The sequence below is a fragment of the Enterobacter sp. K510 genome (assembly GCF_055804875.1).
The window spans coordinates 82,908-103,679 of sequence record NZ_JBNRLQ010000003.1; the positions used below are offsets into that span (position 1 = coordinate 82,908).

At 55.2% G+C, this 20,772-nt stretch carries 22 protein-coding genes; 9 read left to right on the forward strand and 13 right to left on the reverse strand.

Translation table 11 applies throughout. The features are described from left to right. Positions 1–142 precede the first annotated feature (142 nt). Complete coding sequence (gene ahpC / locus ACQUTD_RS05690) at positions 143–706, reverse strand: alkyl hydroperoxide reductase subunit C (protein ID WP_072567721.1); 564 nt, start codon at positions 704–706, stop codon at positions 143–145. A gap of 155 nt (positions 707–861) precedes the next feature. Between ahpC and dsbG the strand changes: the two genes are divergently transcribed. The 4 genes from dsbG (at position 862) to ACQUTD_RS05710 (ending at position 4,764) form a co-directional block, all read left to right on the forward strand. After that, the gene (dsbG, locus tag ACQUTD_RS05695; protein WP_072567720.1) at positions 862–1,608 is read left to right on the forward strand and encodes a thiol:disulfide interchange protein DsbG; all 747 of its coding nucleotides are present in this window, start codon (positions 862–864) and stop codon (positions 1,606–1,608) included. A 222-nt stretch (positions 1,609–1,830) separates the two neighbouring features. After that, the gene (gene citR, locus ACQUTD_RS05700) at positions 1,831–2,733 is read left to right on the forward strand and encodes a DNA-binding transcriptional repressor CitR (protein ID WP_072567719.1); all 903 of its coding nucleotides are present in this window, start codon (positions 1,831–1,833) and stop codon (positions 2,731–2,733) included. Between the two features lie 196 nt (positions 2,734–2,929). After that, a complete protein-coding gene (locus ACQUTD_RS05705; protein WP_473274311.1) occupies positions 2,930–4,153 on the forward strand; it encodes a DUF3440 domain-containing protein in 1,224 nt (407 codons plus the stop codon). Beyond that, positions 4,138–4,764 carry an IbrB-like domain-containing protein gene (locus ACQUTD_RS05710; protein WP_072567717.1) on the forward strand — a complete coding sequence of 209 codons (627 nt, stop codon included), beginning with the start codon at positions 4,138–4,140 and terminating at the stop codon, positions 4,762–4,764. Before ACQUTD_RS05705 ends, ACQUTD_RS05710 begins: the two co-directional genes overlap by 16 nt. Here the strand turns inward: ACQUTD_RS05710 and ACQUTD_RS05715 are convergent, their stop codons facing one another. Beyond that, positions 4,765–5,925, reverse strand: coding sequence for a methionine aminotransferase (locus tag ACQUTD_RS05715; RefSeq protein ID WP_473274308.1), 1,161 nt, complete (start codon positions 5,923–5,925; stop codon positions 4,765–4,767). A 130-nt stretch (positions 5,926–6,055) separates the two neighbouring features. Here ACQUTD_RS05715 and ACQUTD_RS05720 point away from each other — a divergent pair, with 130 nt between their 5' ends. Genes ACQUTD_RS05720 through ACQUTD_RS05730 form a run of 3 tightly spaced genes read left to right on the forward strand, consistent with a single transcriptional unit; the run spans position 6,056 to position 7,895 of the window. Next, on the forward strand, positions 6,056–6,670 hold the full coding sequence (locus ACQUTD_RS05720; protein WP_473274306.1) for a methylthioribulose 1-phosphate dehydratase: 615 nt from the start codon (positions 6,056–6,058) through the stop codon (positions 6,668–6,670). Then, positions 6,667–7,356, forward strand: a complete 690-nt coding sequence (gene mtnC, locus ACQUTD_RS05725; protein ID WP_473274305.1) for an acireductone synthase — start codon at positions 6,667–6,669, stop codon at positions 7,354–7,356. Before ACQUTD_RS05720 ends, mtnC begins: the two co-directional genes overlap by 4 nt. Then, positions 7,353–7,895 (forward strand): 1,2-dihydroxy-3-keto-5-methylthiopentene dioxygenase, encoded by a 543-nt coding sequence (locus ACQUTD_RS05730; RefSeq protein ID WP_072567713.1) that lies wholly within the window; start codon positions 7,353–7,355, stop codon positions 7,893–7,895. The genes mtnC and ACQUTD_RS05730 overlap by 4 nt, the downstream gene beginning before the upstream one ends. A gap of 35 nt (positions 7,896–7,930) precedes the next feature. Here ACQUTD_RS05730 and ACQUTD_RS05735 read toward each other — a convergent pair whose 3' ends face one another. The 6 genes from ACQUTD_RS05735 to prmB are packed head-to-tail and all read right to left on the reverse strand — an operon-like array spanning position 7,931 to position 12,482. Continuing rightward, positions 7,931–8,206 carry a YfcL family protein gene (locus tag ACQUTD_RS05735; RefSeq protein WP_072567712.1) on the reverse strand — a complete coding sequence of 92 codons (276 nt, stop codon included), beginning with the start codon at positions 8,204–8,206 and terminating at the stop codon, positions 7,931–7,933. 25 nt (positions 8,207–8,231) lie between these two features. Next, positions 8,232–8,780, reverse strand: coding sequence for an elongation factor P hydroxylase (locus ACQUTD_RS05740; protein ID WP_072567711.1), 549 nt, complete (start codon positions 8,778–8,780; stop codon positions 8,232–8,234). Further along, a complete protein-coding gene (locus ACQUTD_RS05745) occupies positions 8,780–9,589 on the reverse strand; it encodes a TSUP family transporter (RefSeq protein ID WP_473274304.1) in 810 nt (269 codons plus the stop codon). The genes ACQUTD_RS05740 and ACQUTD_RS05745 overlap by 1 nt, the downstream gene beginning before the upstream one ends. After that, complete coding sequence (gene mepA / locus ACQUTD_RS05750; protein ID WP_072567709.1) at positions 9,589–10,413, reverse strand: penicillin-insensitive murein endopeptidase; 825 nt, start codon at positions 10,411–10,413, stop codon at positions 9,589–9,591. Before mepA ends, ACQUTD_RS05745 begins: the two co-directional genes overlap by 1 nt. Positions 10,414–10,415: 2 nt before the next feature. Then, positions 10,416–11,501 (reverse strand): chorismate synthase, encoded by a 1,086-nt coding sequence (gene aroC, locus ACQUTD_RS05755; RefSeq protein ID WP_473274303.1) that lies wholly within the window; start codon positions 11,499–11,501, stop codon positions 10,416–10,418. 48 nt (positions 11,502–11,549) lie between these two features. Then, on the reverse strand, positions 11,550–12,482 hold the full coding sequence (gene prmB, locus ACQUTD_RS05760; protein WP_318364728.1) for a 50S ribosomal protein L3 N(5)-glutamine methyltransferase: 933 nt from the start codon (positions 12,480–12,482) through the stop codon (positions 11,550–11,552). A 167-nt stretch (positions 12,483–12,649) separates the two neighbouring features. Here prmB and smrB point away from each other — a divergent pair, with 167 nt between their 5' ends. Then, positions 12,650–13,201 carry an endonuclease SmrB gene (gene smrB, locus ACQUTD_RS05765; RefSeq protein ID WP_072567707.1) on the forward strand — a complete coding sequence of 184 codons (552 nt, stop codon included), beginning with the start codon at positions 12,650–12,652 and terminating at the stop codon, positions 13,199–13,201. A 205-nt stretch (positions 13,202–13,406) separates the two neighbouring features. On the opposite strand, the gene sixA is transcribed toward smrB, so the two are convergent. The 4 genes from sixA to ACQUTD_RS05785 form a co-directional block, all read right to left on the reverse strand. After that, the gene (gene sixA, locus ACQUTD_RS05770; RefSeq protein WP_072567706.1) at positions 13,407–13,898 is read right to left on the reverse strand and encodes a phosphohistidine phosphatase SixA; all 492 of its coding nucleotides are present in this window, start codon (positions 13,896–13,898) and stop codon (positions 13,407–13,409) included. Between the two features lie 208 nt (positions 13,899–14,106). Next, on the reverse strand, positions 14,107–16,254 hold the full coding sequence (gene fadJ / locus ACQUTD_RS05775) for a fatty acid oxidation complex subunit alpha FadJ (RefSeq protein WP_473274302.1): 2,148 nt from the start codon (positions 16,252–16,254) through the stop codon (positions 14,107–14,109). Further along, complete coding sequence (gene fadI, locus ACQUTD_RS05780; RefSeq protein ID WP_072567704.1) at positions 16,254–17,564, reverse strand: acetyl-CoA C-acyltransferase FadI; 1,311 nt, start codon at positions 17,562–17,564, stop codon at positions 16,254–16,256. The genes fadJ and fadI overlap by 1 nt, the downstream gene beginning before the upstream one ends. Before the next feature lie 161 nt (positions 17,565–17,725). Continuing rightward, positions 17,726–18,010, reverse strand: coding sequence for a YfcZ/YiiS family protein (locus ACQUTD_RS05785; protein WP_072567703.1), 285 nt, complete (start codon positions 18,008–18,010; stop codon positions 17,726–17,728). A gap of 369 nt (positions 18,011–18,379) precedes the next feature. Here ACQUTD_RS05785 and fadL point away from each other — a divergent pair, with 369 nt between their 5' ends. Further along, the gene (gene fadL / locus ACQUTD_RS05790) at positions 18,380–19,660 is read left to right on the forward strand and encodes a long-chain fatty acid transporter FadL (RefSeq protein WP_473274301.1); all 1,281 of its coding nucleotides are present in this window, start codon (positions 18,380–18,382) and stop codon (positions 19,658–19,660) included. Positions 19,661–19,721: 61 nt separating this feature from the next. Here fadL and mlaA read toward each other — a convergent pair whose 3' ends face one another. Beyond that, a complete protein-coding gene (gene mlaA, locus ACQUTD_RS05795; protein ID WP_072567701.1) occupies positions 19,722–20,477 on the reverse strand; it encodes a phospholipid-binding lipoprotein MlaA in 756 nt (251 codons plus the stop codon). Positions 20,478–20,772: the final 295 nt, after the last annotated feature.

A 20,772-nucleotide genomic window follows, 5' to 3' on the forward strand; every position in this document is an offset into this window, starting at 1 on the left:
GCTGCCTGAATGCAACTTGAATCATGGTGTTGGGGGAAAACGGGTGCATAGCTGCACCCGTTGATCGCCGGGTGGCACGTCGTTTACCCGGCCTACTCAGTGGTAGGCCCGTGCAAGCGTAGCGCCGCCGGGCTTTACAGACTTAGATTTTGCCAACCAGGTCCAGAGATGGAGCCAGAGTCGCTTCGCCTTCTTTCCACTTAGCCGGGCACACTTCGCCTGGGTGGGAAGCAACGTACTGAGCGGCTTTGATTTTACGCAGCAGGTCAGAAGCGTCACGGCCGATGCCTTCAGCGGTCACTTCGATCGCCTGGATGATACCCTGCGGGTCAACGATGAAGGTGCCACGGTCAGCCAGGCCTTCGTCTTCACGCATGTTTTCGAAGTTACGGGTCAGTGCGCCAGTCGGGTCGCCGATCATCGCATATTTGATTTTTGCGATGGTTTCGGAGCTGCTGTGCCATGCTTTGTGGGTAAAGTGGGTATCGGTAGAAACGGAGTAAACGTCTACGCCCAGTTTCTGCAGTTCTTCGTAATGATCCGCAACGTCACCCAGCTCGGTCGGGCAAACGAAGGTGAAATCAGCCGGATAGAAGAAGAATACGCTCCAGCGGCCTTCGGTATCTTTCTCGGTAACTTCGATGAATTCGCCGTTTTTGAACGCCTGGTTTTTGAAAGGTTTGATTTTGGTATTAATTAAGGACATCTATACTTCCTCCGTGGTTTCGTTGAGTGCTAAGTTACGCAAGTTTTACTGCCACGGCTAATGCGTTTACGTTATCAACTCAATAGGCAATATCTAACAACCTGCCCCGCCGCAGCCTAAAACTCACTTTTACAGTTTATATTCAAGGCCTTGATATGTTAAAGCGTGTAGTTCTGATGACCCTTTTACCTGTTTTCGCACAAGCAGACGAGCTGCCTGATGCGGTTAAAGCTATTGAGAAACAGGGTATCACCATCATTAAGCCGTTCGATGCGCCCGGCGGCATGAAGGGTTATCTGGGAAAATATCAGGATATGGGCGTGACCATTTATGTCACGCCGGACGGTAAACATGCCATCTCAGGATACATGTACGACGGCGCGGGCGCCAATCTTAGCGAAAAGCTGATTGAGAAAGAGATCTATGCCCCTGCCGGACGAGAGCTCTGGCAGCAGATGGAAAAAGCAGAATGGATCCTCGATGGTAAAAAAGACGCGCCGAGGGTGGTCTATGTCTTTGCCGATCCCTTCTGCCCGTACTGCCATCAGTTCTGGCAGCAGGCGCGTCCGTGGGTGGATAGCGGGAAAGTGCAGCTGCGCACCCTGCTGGTAGGCGTGATCAAACCGGAAAGCCCGGCGACTGCCGCCGCGATAATGACCTCAGCCGATCCGGCAAAAACCTGGCACGATTTTGAGCAGTCCGGCGGCAAGATGAAGCTTAACGTGCCCGCGACACCCGCAGACAAAGCCATGCGTTCGCTTAATATGCATCAGCGCCTGATGGATAGCCTTGGGGCCAGCGCGACTCCTGCTATTTATTACATGAATGAAAACAACGTGCTGCAACAGGTGGTCGGTCTGCCGGATGAGCAAAAGCTGAAGGTGATAATGGGCGAACAATAAACGCCTGCGTCAGACCAGAACAATTGCCAGTTTGAGGGCCGCGTTTTGCGGCCCTCAACTTATTTCGGGTCGCACCTTTCAAATATCGCTTTTCATGATATATTCATCTTATCAAACAAAGTCATGTTTGGTATTCGCAAAGGATTGTATTTATTTTTTTCTTCACCATCGTGAAACAATCATCAGATAAATAAATCATAGTCAATAAATCAGGATGACCTAATGGCTAATCTTTATGATCTTAAAAAATTCGATCTTAATCTGCTGGTGATTTTTGAGAGTATTTATCAGCATCAAAGTATCAGCAAGGCGGCTGAGACGTTATTTATTACGCCTTCTGCCGTCAGTCAGTCGCTGCAACGCTTGCGCGCCCAACTGAATGACCCGCTATTTGTTCGTTCCGGTAAAGGCGTCACCCCGACCACCGTGGGCATAAACTTACATGCTCACCTGGAAGAAAACCTTAACGATCTGGAACGAACCATCAATATTATGAATAACAGTGAGCTGATGAAGACCATTGTTGTTTATAGCCCCCAGATACTGGTTTCGAACGGCATGGTGAGTTTAATTAACCGGCTGCGTGATAACGCCCAGTACAATATCGTGCACCACGACATTTTTATCGCCCCGGAAACCGCCGAAGACCTGCTTAACTATCGCAAGGCCGACCTGGTGCTCTCCCTGCTGCCGGTCACCAATCGTTCTATTGTCTGCACCCGCTACAGAACCGATCCGCTGGTGCTGGTATGCAGCAAATCGCACCCGCGTATTAACGATACCATTAGCGTTAGCGACCTGCTGGAAGAGGGTTTTACCGCCTTTTCGACCCCTGCACAGGGGACCCGCGAAATTTTTACCAGCATTGAAAAAGAGTTACCGCAACGGAAAATACTGTTCCGCAGCGATTCATTCATTTCTGTTTTGAATATGATTAGCCATACTGATTTAGTCGGCATCGTCCCCCTTAAATCCTTCAACTATTATAAAGCATCACTTAATCTTAAACAGATTAACGCTGGCGTCTCGCTGCCCACCATTGATGTTTTTATGATGTATAATCGCGCCTCCATGAATAGCGCTGTTTTCGCACAACTGGTAGAAAGTATTGACCAGGATCAGTAACCTCCCGCTGATATATACGGCCTGACATTATCTCCGGCCGTATTAAATTCCCGGGATAAAGCATTGCTGTTTTTACTTACATTAACAGCATTGACGAATCTTCCTCCAGCCAACAGAATATATTCTCTTCGCGGGCTTTCCCCGCATCTTCATACCAGTGTTTTTAATCATGGTTTAACTTACTGGATTAACACTCATGTCAATTCATAAGATTGAGTTAATGGAAAACGTATTTGAAGCCAGTATTGGCCGAATACGCTGGACCTTAGAAAATCTGCCCCGCGTTTGCGTTTCTTTTTCTGGCGGCAAAGATTCCACCGTTATGCTGCACCTCACCGCCCTGCTTGCCCGACAGATGAATAAAAAAATCCACGTGTTATTTATTGACTGGGAAGCGCAGTTCGCCTGTACCATAAAGCATATTAATAAAATGCGGGAGGAGTATCAGGATGTCATCGAAACCTTCTGGTGGATTGCCCTGCCGCTGACCACGCAGAACGCCCTCTCGCAATTTGAACCGGAGTGGCAGTGCTGGGAGCCTGGCAAAGCCTGGGTGAGGCAGCCCCCCGACTGCGCCATTACCGACCCTGCCTGTTTTCCCTTTTACCAGCAGGGTATGACCTTCGAAAGTTTCGTTTACCAGTTTGCGGACTGGTTTTCACAGCAACGCCCCGCCGCCATGATGATCGGCATCCGCGCCGATGAATCCTATAACCGCTTTCTGGCCATCGCCTCTTCGCGCAAGCAGCGTTTCGCCGACGATAAGCCCTGGACGACCTGCACCCCACGCAGCAATAGCTGGTACATCTACCCTATCTATGACTGGAAAATCGCCGACGTCTGGACCTGGTTTGCAAAATCAAAAGCCACCTATAACGTGCTGTACGATCTGATGCACAAGGCGGGCGTCCCCTTACGCTATATGCGCATCTGCGAACCTTTCGGCCCGGAACAACGGCAGGGCCTGTGGCTGTATCACGTACTCGAGCCGCACTCCTGGGCACGCATGTGTGAACGGGTCAGCGGCGCGCGAAGCGGCGGTCTGTATGCCGGGCAGGATAATCAGTTTTACGGCCACCGCAAGCTGTACAAACCCGAAGGCCACAGCTGGCGCTCCTACGCGCTTTTTCTCCTCGACAGTATGCCCGTCTCTACCGCCGAACATTACCGCAACAAAATCGCCGTTTATCTCCGCTGGTATGAGAGACAAGGCATGGAAGATATTCCGGACGTTCAGGAAGGCGACATCGGCGCGAAGGATATTCCGTCCTGGCGGCGCATCTGCAAGGTGCTGCTCAATAACGATTACTGGTGCCGCGCCCTGTCATTCAGCCCGACAAAAACCAGCAACTATAAGCGCTACAACGAGCGTATGAAAAATAAACGTAAAGAGTGGGGAATTTTATGCGGCAACGACTGATATACGACTTAAAGGATTACTTAAGCTCGCTGGAGGAAGCGGATCGCATTGACGCCATTAATGCTTTTCGTCAGGCGCTGCACGAGCTCAGCCCGTTTCGCGAGCAGCCGGTGGACTGCGTGCTGTGGGTCAGGCACGAAGCCATCAAACCAAACAGCTACAATCCAAACAATGTGGCGCCGCCGGAAAAGCGTCTGCTGCTGAAATCGCTGGAGATGGATGGCTTTACTCAGCCGGTCGTCGCCATCCGTACCGGCGCCCACGAGTATGAAATTGTGGACGGCTTTCACCGGCATGAACTGGGTAAGAGCAAACCGGCGCTGAAAAAGCAGCTTAAAGGCTACCTGCCGGTCACCTGTTTACGCGCTTCCCGTACCCGCAAGTCCGAGCGCATGGCGGCGACCATCCGCCATAATCGCGCCCGCGGACGGCACCAGATCCAGGAGATGTCAGAGATCGTACGCGAACTGGCGCAGCTGGGCTGGGAAGATGAGCGCATCGGTAAAGAGCTGGGAATGGACAGCGACGAAGTGCTGCGCCTGAAGCAAATCAACGGTCTGCTGGAGTTGTTTGCCGACCGTCGATTTTCCAGCGCCTGGACCGTGGAGTAGCTACAGCTTACACAGCCGTTCGGCGGCGGCGAGCAGCGTGGCGCTCTGCTTGGCAAAGCACAGGCGGATCAGCTTATGCGGGAAGGGATCCGCGCAAAATACCGATAGCGGGATGGCGGCCACGCCCGCTTCTTTTGTCAGCCACTGGCAGAAGCTGACGTCATCCAGATCGGAAATGGCGCTGTAGTCCGCCAGCAGGAAATAGGTGCCTTCGCAGGGCAAAATCTCCAGACGGCTGTGGCTTAACGCCTCCACCAGCAGATCGCGCTTTTGCTGATAAAAGGCGGGCAGTTCGCGGTAGTGCTCAGGCGCTTCGCGCAGCATGTCCGCCAGCGCCAGCTGCGCCGGGGTATTGACGGAAAAGGTCAGATACTGATGCACTTTGCGCAGCTCGGCGCTGATGGCCGCCGGGGCCACACAGTAGCCCACTTTCCAGCCGGTCATATGATAGGTTTTGCCAAACGACGAGACCGCTACCGCCCGCTCGCGTAACTGCGGATGAGCCAGTACGCTGGCGTGTCCCTCCTGTGCAAAGCAGATGTGCTCGTACACTTCATCGCTGATCACATAAATTTCCTGCTCTGCAATGGCCTGCCAGAGGGCGGCAAAATCCTCTTTTTCCCACACCGTCGCCGACGGGTTATGGGGGGTGTTGAGGATCACCAGCCGGGTTTTATCGCTCAGCAGCGCGGCGAAATCCTGCCAGTCGACGCGAAAATGTGGCGGCTGTAAGGCAATGCGTTTTAACACCCCGCCGGACAGTTCAACGGCAGGCGCGTAGCTGTCATAGCTGGGATCAAAGCAAATCACCTCGTCACCCTGGCGCACCAGCGCGGTAATGGCGGCGTACAGCGCTTCGGTGGCCCCGGCGGTAACGGTCACGTCGCTGTTTGCATCCGGCAGGTAACCGTACAGCGCTGCGGTTTTATCAGCAATCGCCTCCCGCAATGCCTGCACGCCGGTCATGGGCGCGTACTGATTCGCCCCCTGCGCCACGTGATACGCCAGCCGTTCCTGCAAATAGTGCGGACCATCGTAATCCGGGAAGCCCTGCGACAAATTGATCGCCTGATGCTGCTGAGCGAGCGCGCTCATCTGCGTAAAGATAGTGGTGCCGAGGGCGGGAAGTTTGCTCTGTGGGATCAGCGGGTTATTGCTCATGCGTGGTTGCCTGCCTGTGATACTTGTGTTGCTGCCACTATAACACGATGTTAGTATTTGGCAATCAAGACGCTTAGACGTCTAAACCATAACGATATTCCTGCCTCACGGCTATAAAGGAAGACACTGAATGACAGACAATCTGCAACTCTCCGCCCTTGTCGACGCCTGTCACTGGATAGGCGCGAAAGGCTGGGCTCCCGCCACTGGCGGCAATATGTCGGTGCGCGAAGACACGGACTGGTGCTGGCTCAGCGAATCCGGCAAGGACAAAGGCAGCCTGACGCCCGACGATTTTCTGCGCGTGGAGATTGCCACCCACCGCGTGCCCTCCGGCCGTACGCCGTCGGCGGAAACTGGCCTGCACACGCTGATCTACCGCCTGTTTCCCGAGGCTAATGCGGTACTGCATGTGCACACGGTCAATGCCACCGTGCTGTCGCGGGTGGAGAAAAGTACGCAACTGATGCTGCATGGCTACGAAATGCAAAAATCCCTCAGCGGGCAGCGCAGCCATCTGGACTACGTGCCCGTGGCTATTTTCGATAACAACCAGGATATTGACGCCCTCGCCCGCCGCATTGAAGCCTTCGCACAGGATCATCCGCTGCAATATGGTTTCCTCCTGCGCGGCCATGGTTTAACCTGCTGGGGACGCAGTGTGGCGGAAGCCCGCCGTCATCTGGAAGGTCTTGAGTTCTTATTCGAATGTGAAATGCAGCGCCGCCTGCTGGAGAGAGAATGATCCGCGCGATAGTTACCGATATTGAAGGCACCACCAGCGATATTCGCTTTGTGCATGATGTCCTGTTCCCCTATGCCCGTGAACGGCTCGCCGCCTTCATTACGGCGCAGCAGTATGGCGAACCGGTCTCCTCGATTCTCGATAATCTGCGCGACGAAATCGGCCAGCCGGACGCCACCACCGCGCAACTTATCGACACGTTATTCCGCTTTATGGATGAAGATCGCAAATCCACGGCGTTGAAAGCCTTACAGGGCATTATCTGGCGCGAAGGCTATGTGCACGGCGACTTTACCGGCCATCTCTACCCGGACGTGCTGCCGTCGCTGGAAAAATGGAAGGCGCAGGGTATTGATCTCTATGTTTATTCCTCCGGCTCCGTCGCGGCGCAGAAACTGTTATTTGGCTACAGCGACGAAGGTGATATTACTCATCTGTTCAGCGGCTATTTTGATACGCACATCGGCGCGAAACGCGAGGTGAGTTCCTATACCAGCATCGCTGAACAGCTGGGCCTGGCTCCGTCGCAGATTTTGTTCCTGTCGGATGTTCATCAGGAGCTGGATGCGGCGGCCGAAGCCGGGCTGCGTACCGTGCAGCTTATTCGTGGTGATGACGATGCCGCCAGCCATCATCACCAGGTTCATCGTTTTGATGTCATCAATCCGGAGCAGATCCCCTCATGAGCGCCCTGACGATTTTTTCAGATACCGACGCCAGCCAGCACACCTGGCACAGCACCGATGCCACAGAGATCCAGCAGCAGCTTAACGCCAAAGGCGTGCGCTTTGAGCGCTGGCAGGCGGACCGCGATTTAGGGGAAAACCCGTCAGCCGACACGGTGATCCATGCCTATCAGTCTGCTATCGACAGGCTGGTTGCCGAAAAAGGCTATCAGAGCTGGGATGTGATCAGCCTGCGCGCGGATAACCCGCAGAAAGACGCGTTACGCGCAAAATTCCTGAATGAGCATACGCACGGCGAAGATGAAGTGCGCTTTTTTGTGGAGGGTGCAGGGCTGTTCTGCCTGCATATCGGCAATGAGGTGTATCAGGTACTGTGCGAGAAAAACGATCTGATTTCAGTGCCTGCCGGTACGCCGCACTGGTTTGATATGGGTTCCGAGCCGAATTTTACCGCTATTCGTATTTTTGATAATCCCGAAGGCTGGGTGGCGCAGTTTACCGGCGATGCGATTGCCGATGGCTATCCGCGCCTGGCATAGGTTATTCCCCTCTCACCCGTGAGAGGGGCAACCCGTTAGCCTTTCGCCTGGGTAAACAGCGTGTCCCACATGCCCAGCACCAGCGCCTGATCGCGCGGGGAAAGCTCACCGGCCTGAATCGCTTTTGACAGGCTGGCGCTGACGTTAGCGTGAACCGCTTCCGGGGAGTGGTCATCGCCATGCTCCAGTTCAGCAACGGCCAGCGTCAGGTGGCCACGCAGATAACCGCTGGCAAACAGCTCATCGTCTCCGGCCGTATCTACCATGTCATCAATTAACGCCAGAATGCGTGCTTCAAACTCCGCGATCATCTTCTTTCCTCTTTAAATCGTGGCTTCAGTTAAGATCTTCCGGCCACGGAAACTGTGCTGCCGTTAGCGGCGGCGTATGATAATAATCCTGTAATGCCTGGATAAAGCGCGCCGGACGCGGAGGGATCCCCTCTTCCAGATACGTCATCAGCTGAGCATGTACCCGGCGCTGGAAGGCAATGCGATCGGGTTCGAAATCGCCGTCCAGATTGTCACAGCTGATATTGAACGGGAAGCCCGCCGCCACGCAGAATAACCACTCCAGCGCCTGCGGCTTCACTTCCACGTCTTCAAACTGCCCCTGCGTCGTGGCATCGCGCCCGTCCGGGCAATACCAGTAGCCAAAATCCACCTGCTCGCGACGCGCTTTCCCGGCGATGCACCAGTGGGAAATCTCATGTAAGCCGCTGGCATAAAAGCCGTGCGCAAAGACGATGCGGTTATAGGGCACGTCGGCATCAGCAGGAAGATAGATCGGTTCGTCGTCGCCTTTAATCAGACGGGTATTAAAATCACCGGCAAAGCAGCCATCAAAAATTTCTATTAATTGCTCGTAAGTGTGCGTCGTGTTCATCAGTTCATCCCCAGCCAGTGAAGGATCTCCTGTCCATGGCTGTCAAAAAGCAGTTTTATACTCATTACCGCTGAGACAATCACAATCATCGGGCGAATGAGTTTTTGTCCTTTGCTCAGCACCAGCCGTGATCCCATACGCGCGCCAAGAAACTGTCCGGCAAGCATCACGAAGCCGGTGGCCCATACCACTTTGCCGCCAATAATAAAGAGTAACAGGCCGCCGAGATTGGAGGTGGCGTTCAGCACTTTGGCGTGGGCGGTGGATTTGGCGAGGTTGAAGCCGCACAGCGTGACGAACGCCAGCGCGTAAAAAGATCCCGCGCCGGGTCCGAAAAAGCCATCGTAAAAGCCCACGCAGCCACCGGCGACCAGTGCAAACGGCAGGCCATACAGCCGCCGTTGACGATCCTCTTCGCCAAGCTTCGGCATCAGCAGAAAATACAGCCCGATGCAGATAATTAAGATCGGCAAAACCTGCCGCAGCACGTCAGATTTCACATACTGCACCAGCAGCGCGCCTGACGTGGAGCCGATAAAAGTCATCAGAATATTCAGTTTCTGATCCGCCAGATTGACGACTTTCAGGCGCACAAAATAGATCGAAGCAGACAGCGAACCGCCGCAGGCCTGTAATTTATTGGTGGCCAGCGCCTGGGCAGGCGTCATACCTGCCGCCAGCAGTGCCGGTACGGTTAGTAAACCGCCCCCTCCCGCCAGCGCATCGATAAATCCTGCCAGTAAGGCCACAAAAAACAGTACCGTCAGCAGTAACGGCGACACCATAAAGAGATCGATAAAGTTGTCCATTAAAGTGCATGCTCATCCAGTAGCGCCTGGCAGGAAGGCGGCAACGGCGGCGGTGTCTTCTTCTCAGGCTTCGTTATCGGGGGTTTTGCGGGTTCAAACCAGCTTTGTAATTCCGCGCCGCATCCATCGCCTGGCGGCGGCAGCGGTTGATCTTCACATTCAAGGCTGTCCGCCGGGCAGCGCAGGCGCACATGCATATGGGCGCGGTGCTGGAACCACGGACGAACTTTTTGCAGCCAGTCGCGATCCGTTCCGGCATCCAGACATAACTGCTGTTTAATGGCCGGATTGACGAAAATACGCGTCACGTCATTATCTTCCGCCGCCAGCTTGATCAGCTGGCTAATCTGCGGCTGCCACAGCGAAGGCACCACACGCTTACCATCGGATGACACCAGATCCAGCGCCTGGGGTTTACGCAGCTGCGCCGCCGTCCAGCGGGTTTGTGGCAACTGCAGGAAAATATCGACGTCCAGCCCGGTCTGATGGCTGGCGTGACCGCCGTTGAAACGGCCCCCGGCGGGCATGCCCATGTCGCCGATCAGCATGGTTCCCAGCCCCAAATTATGCACCTGGTTCCCCAGACGCTGAATAAACAGCACCAGATCCGGGTGACCAAAGTAACGCCGCTGATCGGTGCGCATCACCTGATAGGTATCCGACTGTAAAGGCAGCTCGCTGGCCCCCACGATGCAGCCATTGGAAAAGGCCCCGATGGACTGCGGGCTGCCCGCCACCGGATGGGTAATTTTTTGCCAGGGCGTGGCGGCAAGGCTGAACTGGCTGACGAGCAGCGCCGCCAGCGCAATGACACGTTTTTTCATAGTTACCAGCGTGGCAATATGGTTGTGACGTCCCCGTTCTGCGCCCGCTGGCGCATGAAGTGATCCATCAGCACGATGGCGAGCATCGCTTCGGCAATGGGCACGCCGCGAATACCCACGCAGGGATCGTGACGGCCTTTGGTGATCATTTCGATCTCTTCACCGGCGCGGTTAATCGTGCGCCCCGGCACCGTAATGCTGGAGGTTGGTTTGAGCGCGATATGGGCGACGATCTGCTGCCCGCTGCTGATGCCGCCGAGAATGCCGCCAGCGTGGTTGCTCTGAAAACCTTCTTGTGTGATTTCATCGCGGTTCTGGCTGCCGCGCAGCGCAACAGAACCGAATCCTTCGCCGATCTCCACGCCTTTAACGGCGTTGATGCTCATCAGCGCGTGAGCGATGTCCGCATCCAGACGATCAAACACCGGTTCGCCCAGGCCCGCCGGGACGCCATCGGCCACCACGGTGATCTTCGCGCCAATGGAATCGCCCTCTTTTTTCAGGCCGCGCATCAGTTCGTCCAGCGCTTCAATTTTATCGGGATCGGGGCAGAAGAACGGGTTTTGTTCCACCTGCGACCAGTCTTTGATCTCAAGCGGAATGTCGCCCATCTGGGTCAGACAGCCCCGAATGACGATACCGAATTTTTGCGCCAGGTATTTCTTGGCAATAGCGCCTGCGGCCACGCGCATAGCGGTTTCCCGCGCGGAGGAACGTCCGCCGCCACGATAGTCGCGCAGGCCGTATTTTTGTTCGTAGGTGTAATCGGCATGGCCCGGACGGAAGGTGTCTTTAATGGCACCGTAATCCTGCGAGCGCTGATCGGTGTTTTCGATCAGCAGACCGATACTGGTGCCGGTGGTGACACCTTCAAAGACACCGGAAAGAATTTTCACCTGGTCCGGCTCGCGACGCTGCGTGGTGTAGCGAGAGGTGCCCGGACGGCGGCGATCCAGATCCTGTTGTAAATCGGCTTCGGTCAGCGGAATGCCCGGCGGCACGCCGTCAACAATGCAACCTAACGCCAGACCGTGTGACTCGCCAAACGTGGTTACGCGAAAGAGTTGTCCAATACTGTTTCCTGCCATCACGGCTCCGTTATTTTGTTGTGTTGTTGTGCGGCTTAGTTGTGCGGTTTAGTCTTTATAAATGCTGAAGTGTTCCCGCGCGGCCACCAGCTGCGCTTTGGTCAGCATGAAGACGCCGTCGCCGCCGTTGTCGAACTCCAGCCAGGTGAAGGGCACATCCGGATACTGCTCCATCAGATGTACCATGCTGTTACCCACTTCACAAATCAGGATGCCGTCATCGGTCAGGTAGTCCGGCGCACAGGCCAGAATGCGGCGCGTCAGCTTCAGGCCATCGCTGCCGGAGGCAAGCCCCAGTTCCGGCTCATGGCGATATTCATTTGGCAGATCCGACATGTCTTCTTCATCGACGTATGGCGGATTGGTGACGATCAGATCGTACTGCACCTTCGGCAGGTCGCGGAACAGATCGGAGCGGATCGGCGTGACGTTGTGGATCAGGCCGTGCTCTTCGATGTTGTGCTCCGCCACCGCCAGCGCGTCCGGGGAGATGTCCACCGCGTCCACTTCCGCTTCCGGGAATTCATAAGCGCAGGCAATGGCGATACAGCCGCTGCCGGTGCACATATCGAGAATATGCTGTGGTTGCTGGTTGATCAGGCCCGCGAAACGGCTGGTGATCAGTTCGCCAATCGGCGAGCGCGGCACCAGTACGCGTTCATCGACAAAAAATTCGTGGCCGCAGAACCAGGCTTTATTGGTGAGATAGGCAACCGGGATACGCTCGTTGACGCGACGGATCACGCGCTCAACGATGCGGTGGCGTTCGCTGGAGGTCAGGCGCGCGTTACGCATATCTTCCGGAATATCCAGCGGCAGGTAGAGCGTCGGTAACACCAGCTGGACGGCTTCATCCCAGGGGTTATCGGTACCGTGTCCATACCAGATATTGGCCGCGCTGAATCGGCTGACCGACCAACGTAACATGTCCTGAATGGTATGCAGCTCACTGACTGCTTCATCGACAAAAATTTTATCCACACTATCCTCCAGGACATGCATTGCTGTAAATTCGGCGGCTAGTTTGCCATGAAGACGCCGATAAATCAGCATTCTCGCACCTGCCCGGCGGGGAAAAATGCGTTTTGCCTGCACACAGGCCGCATCGAGTCGGGTAAACTGGCGGAAATAAAAGATGAGACAGAAAAATGAAAAAGAAAGCATCGCTCAGCGAGGAGGATCAGGCGCTGTTCCGGCAGCTCATGACAGGCACGCGCAAAATCCAGCAGGACACCATTGTTCACCGCCCGCTGCGTAAAAAAGTGACCGAGGTGCCGGTTAAGCGCCTGTTATCGGAGCAGGCGGATGCCAGCCACTATTTTTCTGATGAGTTTCAGCCGCTGCTTAATACCGACGGCCCGGCAAAGTATGTGCGCCCGGACGTCAGTCATTTCGAATTAAAGAAAATCCGCCGCGGTGATTACTCCCCGGAGCTGTTTCTGGATTTGCATGGTTTGACGCAGATGCAGGCGAAGCAGGAGCTGGGCGCGCTGATTGCCGCCTGCCGCCGCGAACATGTGTTTTGCGCCTGTGTGATGCATGGCCACGGTAAACATATTCTTAAGCAGCAAACGCCGTTATGGCTGGCGCAGCATCCGCACGTGATGGCCTTCCATCAGGCACCGAAAGAGTACGGCGGCGATGCGGCCCTGCTGGTGCTGATCGAAGTGGAAGAGTGGCAGCCGCCAGAACTCCCCTGAGCACGTGCCCGGTGCCGGGATGCCCGGCGGCGCAGGCTTGCCGGGCCTACGAATTCGTAACCCGTCGGTCGGGTAAGCACAGCGTCACCCGACAAAACCAGCCACCAGTTGTAGGTCGGGTAAGCGAAGCGCCACCCGACAAAACCCCAGCCGCCAGAAACAACAAGAGCCGCATTAGCGGCTCTTTTTACAGGGTCAGGCGGGATTAAATCGCTTTCGCCATTTTCAGATTGCAGGGACTCATTTGCCAATTAAACACCCCTTTCCCTGCGTTATCCAGCGTAACGCTGGCGATCGCTGAGGTAGAAAACATTGGCGGCGTCAGGGTCGGGCACAGTTCTGACACCAGGTAACCCACCAGCGGCAGGTGCGAAATCACCAGCACCGAAGATACACCTTCGTTAGCCAGCGTCTGCAAATACGCGCTGACCATACGCACATCGCCACCGGGCGTCAGCTCGGGCAGGACGTCGATCTCCACATCGTCCGGCAGGTTCATGCACTCCCCTACCTCGCTCAGCGTCTGTTCGGCACGCAGAAACGGACTGACCAGTACACGCTCGATGTTCACTTTTTGGCTTAACAGCCAGGTTGCCATTTGACGGGACTCATCACAGCCACAAGAAGTCAAAGGGCGAACCGAGTCACTGGCTGCATCCAGAGCAGCGTCGCCGTGACGCATGATAAAAACTTGCATATTGCACCGCTTTTGTTAACCAGAAGCATTGATCCCCCCGAATGAAACAACATGTTTACACCGGAGCGGACAATGGCCGGGCATTGTGCCTTATCCATTCGTTGAATGAAACGCTGTGTTTTACATCAATGGCGTAAGTATAGTCAATCACTGTTTATAAAATGAACAGCGCCAACACATTCAACGACAGATTTACCCTTTACTGACCTTAACTTACAGGATCAGTGTTATTCGCAGGCCAGAACGTTTCGCCCTGCGCCGCCATTTGTAACAAGTATTCACAAGGCGTAAATCGTGGGCCGTACTGCGTTGCCAGACGCTCCAGCGTCGCCACGATATTCCCCGCGCCGCGCGTATCCATATAGCGGAACGGTCCGCCCAAAAATGGCGGGAACCCGATGCCAAATACAGCGCCAATATCGCCATCACGGGCGCTGCGGATCACCGACTCATCAAGGCAGCGCGCCGCTTCGTTGAGCATCATCATCACACAGCGTTCCGCGATTTGATCCGCCGACAGTTTCGCATTCCCGGATGCGCCAATCAGCGGGTAAATCGCCGGGTCCACTTGCTTCTTGCTTGTACGCCCTTTCACACCGTAAAGATAGAATCCACGACCATTTTTTCTGCCTTTGCGATCGTCGTTCAAAATTGCAGAAATGACCTTTGCAGGCGCGGAAAAACGCTCTCCATACGCGCTCTCCAGCACAGGGATAATTTTAGTGCCGGTATCGATTCCCACCTCATCCAAAAGTTGGATTGGGCCGACCGGGAAGCCAAATTTCACCAGCGCGCGATCGATATGCTCGACCTGCTCGCCTTCCGTCAGCATGCGCATCGCTTCGTTGATGTAAGGCGCAAGAATGCGGTTAACGTAAAAGCCTGCTTTATCCGCCACAACGATCGGCGTTTTGCCCTGCTTTTTCGCCAGCTTCACCGTGGTAGCGATGGTTCGCTCTGAGGTTTGCGCGTGAGCGATCACCTCCACCAGCGGCATTTTTTCCACCGGGCTGAAGAAATGCAGGCCGATGATATTTTCCGGGCGCGCGGCTTTCGCTGCAATATCGCCAATCGGCAACGACGAGGTGTTAGAAGCAAAAATGGTCTGCGGCGAGCAGTGCTGCTCCACTTCCGCCACCATTTGCTGCTTCAACGCCAGATCTTCGAATACCGCTTCAATCACGATATCGCGCCCGGCAAAACCACGGTAATCGGTGGTGCCGGAGATCAGCGCCATGTCGCTGTCACGCTCCTGAGGACGGATATGGCGGCGACGGACTTTTTTATCAAGCTGCTGCCAGCTGTATTGCAGCGCATGATTGATACCGGCAGGTTTAATATCCTTGATGCGCACCGGCAGTTTGCCTTTGCTGGCGGTAACGTAAGCAATGCCGCCGCCCATCAGACCACCGCCCAGAATGCCCACCGCACGTAATGGCGCGGGTTCGACGGCGCTGCCCGGATCTTTTTTGATGTCGGTACTGGTAAAAAAGATATGCCGCAGCGCACGGGACTGCGGGGTCATCGCCAGCTCGCCGAAGGCGCGGGCTTCTGCCTCATAACCGCTGCTGCGCCCCTGGGCCAGCCCCGTCTGCACCACGTCCAGAATGCGCGGCGCGGCCGGATAGTTGCCGTGGGTTTTCTGCTGCGTCTTTTTCTCCACCATTCGAAACAGCAGGGTGCGCCCGAGCGGGCCGGCCATAATGCGTTCGCGCACGGGCAAACGACGCCCGGTCGGTTTGCCTTTTTTCGCCAGTTCCACGGCAGCGTCCAGCAAAATGGATACCGGCACCACATCATCCACCAGCCCCACTTTGCGCGCCTGGCGCGGACGGAGCATTTTGCCGGTGAGGATCATCTCCAGCGCCGTGCTGACGCCAATTAAGCGCGGCAGGCGCTGGGTGCCGCCGGAGCCGGGTAACAGGCCGAGCTGCACTTCCGGCAGCCCAAGCTGGGTTTTGGGATCGTCAGTACAGACGCGCCCGTGGCAGGCCAGTGCCAGCTCAAGACCGCCGCCAAGACAGGCGCCATGGATCGCCGCAATCACCGGGATGGTGAGCGCATGGATTTCCGCCATCACCTGTTGCCCCTGACGGGCCAGCTCTTCCGCGTCTTTAGCGGTTTTGCAGCGGTCGATCATGTGGATGTCGGCCCCGGCGACAAAATTGTCTGTTTTCGCCGAAATGAACACCACGCCACGCAGATCTTTGTTCTCGCGGATTTGTTTCAAAATTGCCCGCACCTGAACGCCGAATTCCGCCTTCAGGGTATTCATTTTTTCGCCGGGCACATCAATGGTCACCACGGCGATCTGATCCGGGCGCACAGTCAGGGAGAATGCAGTTGTCATGTCCATTATTCGGCCTCCAGGACCATTGCCGCGCCAAGTCCGCCTGCGGCGCAGGCCGTCACCAGGCCAAATCCCCCGCCCCGGCGGCGTAATTCATGCAGCGTCTGGGTGATCATGCGCGCGCCGGTGGCGGCAAACGGATGACCATAGGCGATAGAGCCGCCCAGCACGTTAAATTTGCTGTCGTCCACTTCGCCGGTGGCCTGACTGCGACCCAGCACCTCGCGGCTGAACTGGTCGCTGGCCATCAGCTTGAGGTTTGCCAGCGTCTGGGCGGCAAAGGCTTCGTGCATATCAAACAGCGTCAGATCGTTAAGGGTGATGCCTGCGCGCTCCAGCGCCAGCGGCGTCGACCAGGCCGGACCCAGCAGCATGTCCTGCTGCACACCGACGGCGGTAAAGGCGTAGCTGCGCAGGAATCCGAGCGGCGTCAGCCCCAGTTCCCTGGCGCGGGATTCGGTCATCAGGATCACCGCCGCCGCGCCATCGGTCAGCGGCGTACTGTTGGCCGCTGTCACGCTGCCGTGTTTACGGTCAAACGCCGGGCGCAGTTTGCTGTAATCAGCAAGCGTGGAGTTGTGGCGAATATTATTATCCTGCACCACAGGATCACGGTACGGCGGCACGTAGGCGGTCATCACCTCGTCCGCCAGTTTACCGTCCGCCCAGGCCTGCGCCGCCAGCTGGTGGGAGCGATGCGCCAGCGCATCCTGTTGTTCGCGGCTGATGCCCCAAGTTTTTGCCATTTGCTCGGCGGTATCGCCCATGCGTAAACCGGTGGAGTATTCCGCCACGGCGGGCGGCACGGGGAGTAAATCCCGCGGGCGCAGACGGGAAAAGAGTTTTAGCTTCTGCCCTGCGGTGCGGGCTTTGCTGAGATCGAGCAGCGTACGCGCCAGGGTTTTGCTGACGCCGATGGGCAGTACGGAGGTGGAATCCGCCCCGCCCGCGATACCGGCGCGAATGGTACCCGCCATCAGGCTTTCGGCAACGTTCGCCACCGCCTGAAAGCTGGTGGCGCAGGCACGGCTGACGCTGTACGCATCGGTATGAATGTTCATGCCGGTGCCAAGCACAATTTCGCGGGCAATGTTTGGCGCTTCGGGCATCTGCACCACCTGACCAAACACCAGTTGTTCGATGACGTCAGGCGGAATTTCGCTGCGGGCGAGCATTTCGCCCACCACCATTTTCCCGAGGCTAATGGCCGGGATGCCGTGAAAGGCGGTGGCCTGGCGGGCAAAAGGGGTACGCAATCCGGTGACAATGGCAATGCGATCGCCCTGACGGGTGACAAGCGGTAATGCCTGACTCATAACACTCCCCTGTAAATAACATCATGCAAAGTGGTCTGACCTGATATTAGTCTTAACCTTTTTTTTACATTTAGCCAACTGGCTGAGGGGATTTTTGCGAGCTAATACACAGAGATGATGGAGAAAACGCTCCTGAGGATCAGGAGCGTGATAAGGGGGATTTAACGCAGGCCGAGCTGGAAGATCAGGGTTTCCGCTTCGCAGGCGAAAACAAAATCAATATCCAGACGCACACCCTCTTCAACGTCGGTAAAGGTGGAGGTGATCTGGCACGGGTCTGACTCCACGCTGCGCGCCTTTTCCGTTAATGCGGCAAGCGTCGCTTCTGCGTCGGCACGTGTGGTAAATACGCGGCTGTAAGAGGCGGTGCAGTCGGTATTATCCATAATGGTGCCCACATCCATACAGCAGCAAACCGGGGTTTCATCAGCACTGCATTTACTCATTGTAGATTTCCTCTGTATTTGCACTCGGGGTGCCATAAACGATGTGGTTATTTTACGCGCCCCGTAAAAGTGGCTCCAGTCGTTAATCTCACAATTGCCGGATAGTGACCGTTATCACAGCTTAAAATGATCTAAAACAAAATTCGCCGTTGCTGATAACCGTAACGGTGCACAAATTTGCCACGCAGATCGCGTTTCGAAGATCACATTTGAAAAATCTTATAAACATCCTTGCAACATTCCCTCTGGTCGGACCTATACTTCCGCCACTGGTCTGATTTGTAAGTCGTACCTCAGACCCTACACTTCGCGCTCCTGTTACGGTACGTAACAATTAATGCATAAAAATAAATGTATGAGGTTATGGTCATGAGCCAGAAAACCCGGTTTACCAAATCTGCACTCGCAGTTGCAGTGGCAATTGTCTCTACACAAGCCTGGTCTGCGGGCTTCCAGTTAAACGAATTCTCTTCCTCTGGCCTTGGCCGCGCTTATTCAGGTGAAGGCGCTATTGCGGATGACGCAGGCAACGTCAGCCGTAACCCGGCATTAATTACTTTATTCGACCGCCCGGCCTTTTCCGGCGGCGCGGTGTATATTGATCCGGACGTGAATATTTCCGGCCGTTCGCCTTATACCGGCCGCAGCACCAAAGCCGATAATATTGCGCCGACTGCCTGGGTGCCTAACCTGCACTTTGTTGCGCCAATTAATGAACAATTTGGCTGGGGCGCATCAGTCACCTCGAATTATGGTCTGGCAACAGAGTTTAATGATAACTACATCGCAGGCGAATACGGCGGTAAAACCGATTTAACCACCCTTAACCTCAACCTCAGCGGCGCTTATCGCTTAAATGACAACTGGAGTTTTGGTCTTGGCTTTGACGCAGTTTACGCTGACGCGAAAATTGAGCGCTATTCCGGCGAGCAGACCGCGGCATTGCCGAAAAACAGTTCTAAAATCGCAAGCCTTGAAGGCGATGAGTGGGGCTTTGGCTGGAACGCCGGTATCCTTTATGAGCTGGATAAAGACAACCGTTACGGTTTTACTTACCGCTCAGAAGTAAAAGTCGACTTTGACGGTGATTATAAAAGCGGCATCAGCCCACTGGTTAATGGCTTACCAGGCGCGGGTACGGCTTTCCCTGCCGGTACTGGCGGCCAGACTATTCCAGGCTCGCTGAGTTTGCATCTGCCGGAAATGTGGGAGCTGTCCGGTTATAACCGCGTCGCGCCGCAATGGGCTGTACACTACAGCATCGCCTACACCAGCTGGAGTCAGTTCCAGGAGCTGAAAGCCACCGGCGATGGCGACCGCACGCTGTTCTATAAAGACGAAGGCTTTAAAGATTCCTACCGCCTGGCGCTGGGCACCACCTATTACATGGATGATAACTGGACCTTCCGTACCGGTATCGCCTATGACGATAGCCCGGTTCCGGCTGGCAAACGTTCTATTTCCATCCCGGATCAGGACCGTCTGTGGCTGAGCGCCGGTACGACTTACGCCTTTAATGATAATGCGTCGGTTGATGTGGGTGCCTCTTATATGCACGGTCAGAAAGTTACCGTTAATGAAGGCCCGTATACCTTCCATTCAGAAGGTAAAGCCTGGCTGTTCGGCACCAACTTTAACTACGCATTCTGATCAATCCGTCATATAAAAAAAGGTGAACTTATGTTCACCTTTTTTATTGCCTGCTTTGCTATTACTCAGAATCAATATCTTTTAAATCATCCTGAATAGCCTGCGCATTCGGGTTTTCGTCAGGTTTTAACTGACCGCCGTTGGCGATAAAGTCGTGGCGCTGGAAATAGGCTTCGCGCACCAGAATATAAGGATCGGAAGACTGGCGCAGCAGGCCGTCGGAATCCAGCAACTGCGCGCGGGACTCGATACCTTCTACCGTCCATTTACCCACCGAGAGCGGCCAGGTCAGCCAGGAGAGCACCGGATACAGCGTATCCGCCATATCGCCGCCGTCTTCACGCAGGGTAAAGCTGCCATAAAACGGCAACTGAACGTACGGACCGTAACCTACGCCATAATGACCGAGGGTGCTGCCGAAACGGTGCGGCTCCACACGTTGCAATTTTTCGTTGGATAATCCCGCGACGTCAATAAAGCCCCCCATACCCAGTAAAGTATTCAGGAAGAAGCGGGTAAAGTGCACCATACCTTTATAGGGATCGCCCTGGAGGAAATAGTTCACCATAATGGCGGGCTCTTCCAGGTTACTGGTGAAATTGCTTAAGCCGTTACGCGCGGGCTGCGGTACATAATCACGCCAGCCTACGGCAATTGGCCGCAGCACATAGGGATCCAGCACGTTGAAGTTAAAGTTATACATGGTGCGGTTAAATCCTTCGAACGGATCCGAGCGCCCCTGTTGCTGCTCACCAGAGCTGGCGCAGCCGACCAGTAATGTAGTTCCCAGCGCGAGCGCCGACAGGCGAAATTTCATGGATGTCTCCCTGTAATAAATGGTCATCGCAAAATATCATCCGTGACGGATAAACGCGCAGCGCTCAGGTTTCCGCCTGGAATACGCAAGCGATTGTATCAGCACGTTTAACGATGTGCACGTCAGCGGCCAGCACGAGCTGTCACGCATTGAGCATAGCTTGTCTTTCTCTTCTCGTTTCGCCTTCAATTTTATACGTTCTCTGCGATCCTGTTATCACCTTTTTTGCCCTTTGCACAATTTAGGAAGAAGCCCGCTGCTTTAGCACATAAAGCCGCTACGCTTATTAGCATGA

Excerpts from the sequence above, each read along its gene's own strand:
- ahpC (WP_072567721.1), bottom strand. The coding sequence starts at position 706 with ATGTCCTTAATTAATACCAAAATCAAACCTTTCAAAAACCAGGCGTTC.
- ACQUTD_RS05745 (WP_473274304.1), bottom strand. The coding sequence starts at position 9,589 with ATGGACAACTTTATCGATCTCTTTATGGTGTCGCCGTTACTGCTGACG.
- mtnC (WP_473274305.1), top strand. The coding sequence starts at position 6,667 with ATGATCCGCGCGATAGTTACCGATATTGAAGGCACCACCAGCGATATT.
- citR (WP_072567719.1), top strand. The coding sequence starts at position 1,831 with ATGGCTAATCTTTATGATCTTAAAAAATTCGATCTTAATCTGCTGGTG.
- dsbG (WP_072567720.1), top strand. The coding sequence starts at position 862 with ATGTTAAAGCGTGTAGTTCTGATGACCCTTTTACCTGTTTTCGCACAA.
- smrB (WP_072567707.1), top strand. The coding sequence starts at position 12,650 with ATGAAAAAGAAAGCATCGCTCAGCGAGGAGGATCAGGCGCTGTTCCGG.
- fadJ (WP_473274302.1), bottom strand. The coding sequence starts at position 16,254 with ATGGACATGACAACTGCATTCTCCCTGACTGTGCGCCCGGATCAGATC.
- ACQUTD_RS05785 (WP_072567703.1), bottom strand. The coding sequence starts at position 18,010 with ATGAGTAAATGCAGTGCTGATGAAACCCCGGTTTGCTGCTGTATGGAT.
- aroC (WP_473274303.1), bottom strand. The coding sequence starts at position 11,501 with ATGGCAGGAAACAGTATTGGACAACTCTTTCGCGTAACCACGTTTGGC.
- ACQUTD_RS05710 (WP_072567717.1), top strand. The coding sequence starts at position 4,138 with ATGCGGCAACGACTGATATACGACTTAAAGGATTACTTAAGCTCGCTG.
- ACQUTD_RS05740 (WP_072567711.1), bottom strand. The coding sequence starts at position 8,780 with ATGAACACGACGCACACTTACGAGCAATTAATAGAAATTTTTGATGGC.
- sixA (WP_072567706.1), bottom strand. The coding sequence starts at position 13,898 with ATGCAAGTTTTTATCATGCGTCACGGCGACGCTGCTCTGGATGCAGCC.
- mlaA (WP_072567701.1), bottom strand. The coding sequence starts at position 20,477 with ATGAAATTTCGCCTGTCGGCGCTCGCGCTGGGAACTACATTACTGGTC.
- ACQUTD_RS05720 (WP_473274306.1), top strand. The coding sequence starts at position 6,056 with ATGACAGACAATCTGCAACTCTCCGCCCTTGTCGACGCCTGTCACTGG.
- fadI (WP_072567704.1), bottom strand. The coding sequence starts at position 17,564 with ATGAGTCAGGCATTACCGCTTGTCACCCGTCAGGGCGATCGCATTGCC.
- ACQUTD_RS05735 (WP_072567712.1), bottom strand. The coding sequence starts at position 8,206 with ATGATCGCGGAGTTTGAAGCACGCATTCTGGCGTTAATTGATGACATG.
- ACQUTD_RS05705 (WP_473274311.1), top strand. The coding sequence starts at position 2,930 with ATGTCAATTCATAAGATTGAGTTAATGGAAAACGTATTTGAAGCCAGT.
- ACQUTD_RS05730 (WP_072567713.1), top strand. The coding sequence starts at position 7,353 with ATGAGCGCCCTGACGATTTTTTCAGATACCGACGCCAGCCAGCACACC.
- ACQUTD_RS05715 (WP_473274308.1), bottom strand. The coding sequence starts at position 5,925 with ATGAGCAATAACCCGCTGATCCCACAGAGCAAACTTCCCGCCCTCGGC.
- fadL (WP_473274301.1), top strand. The coding sequence starts at position 18,380 with ATGAGCCAGAAAACCCGGTTTACCAAATCTGCACTCGCAGTTGCAGTG.
- mepA (WP_072567709.1), bottom strand. The coding sequence starts at position 10,413 with ATGAAAAAACGTGTCATTGCGCTGGCGGCGCTGCTCGTCAGCCAGTTC.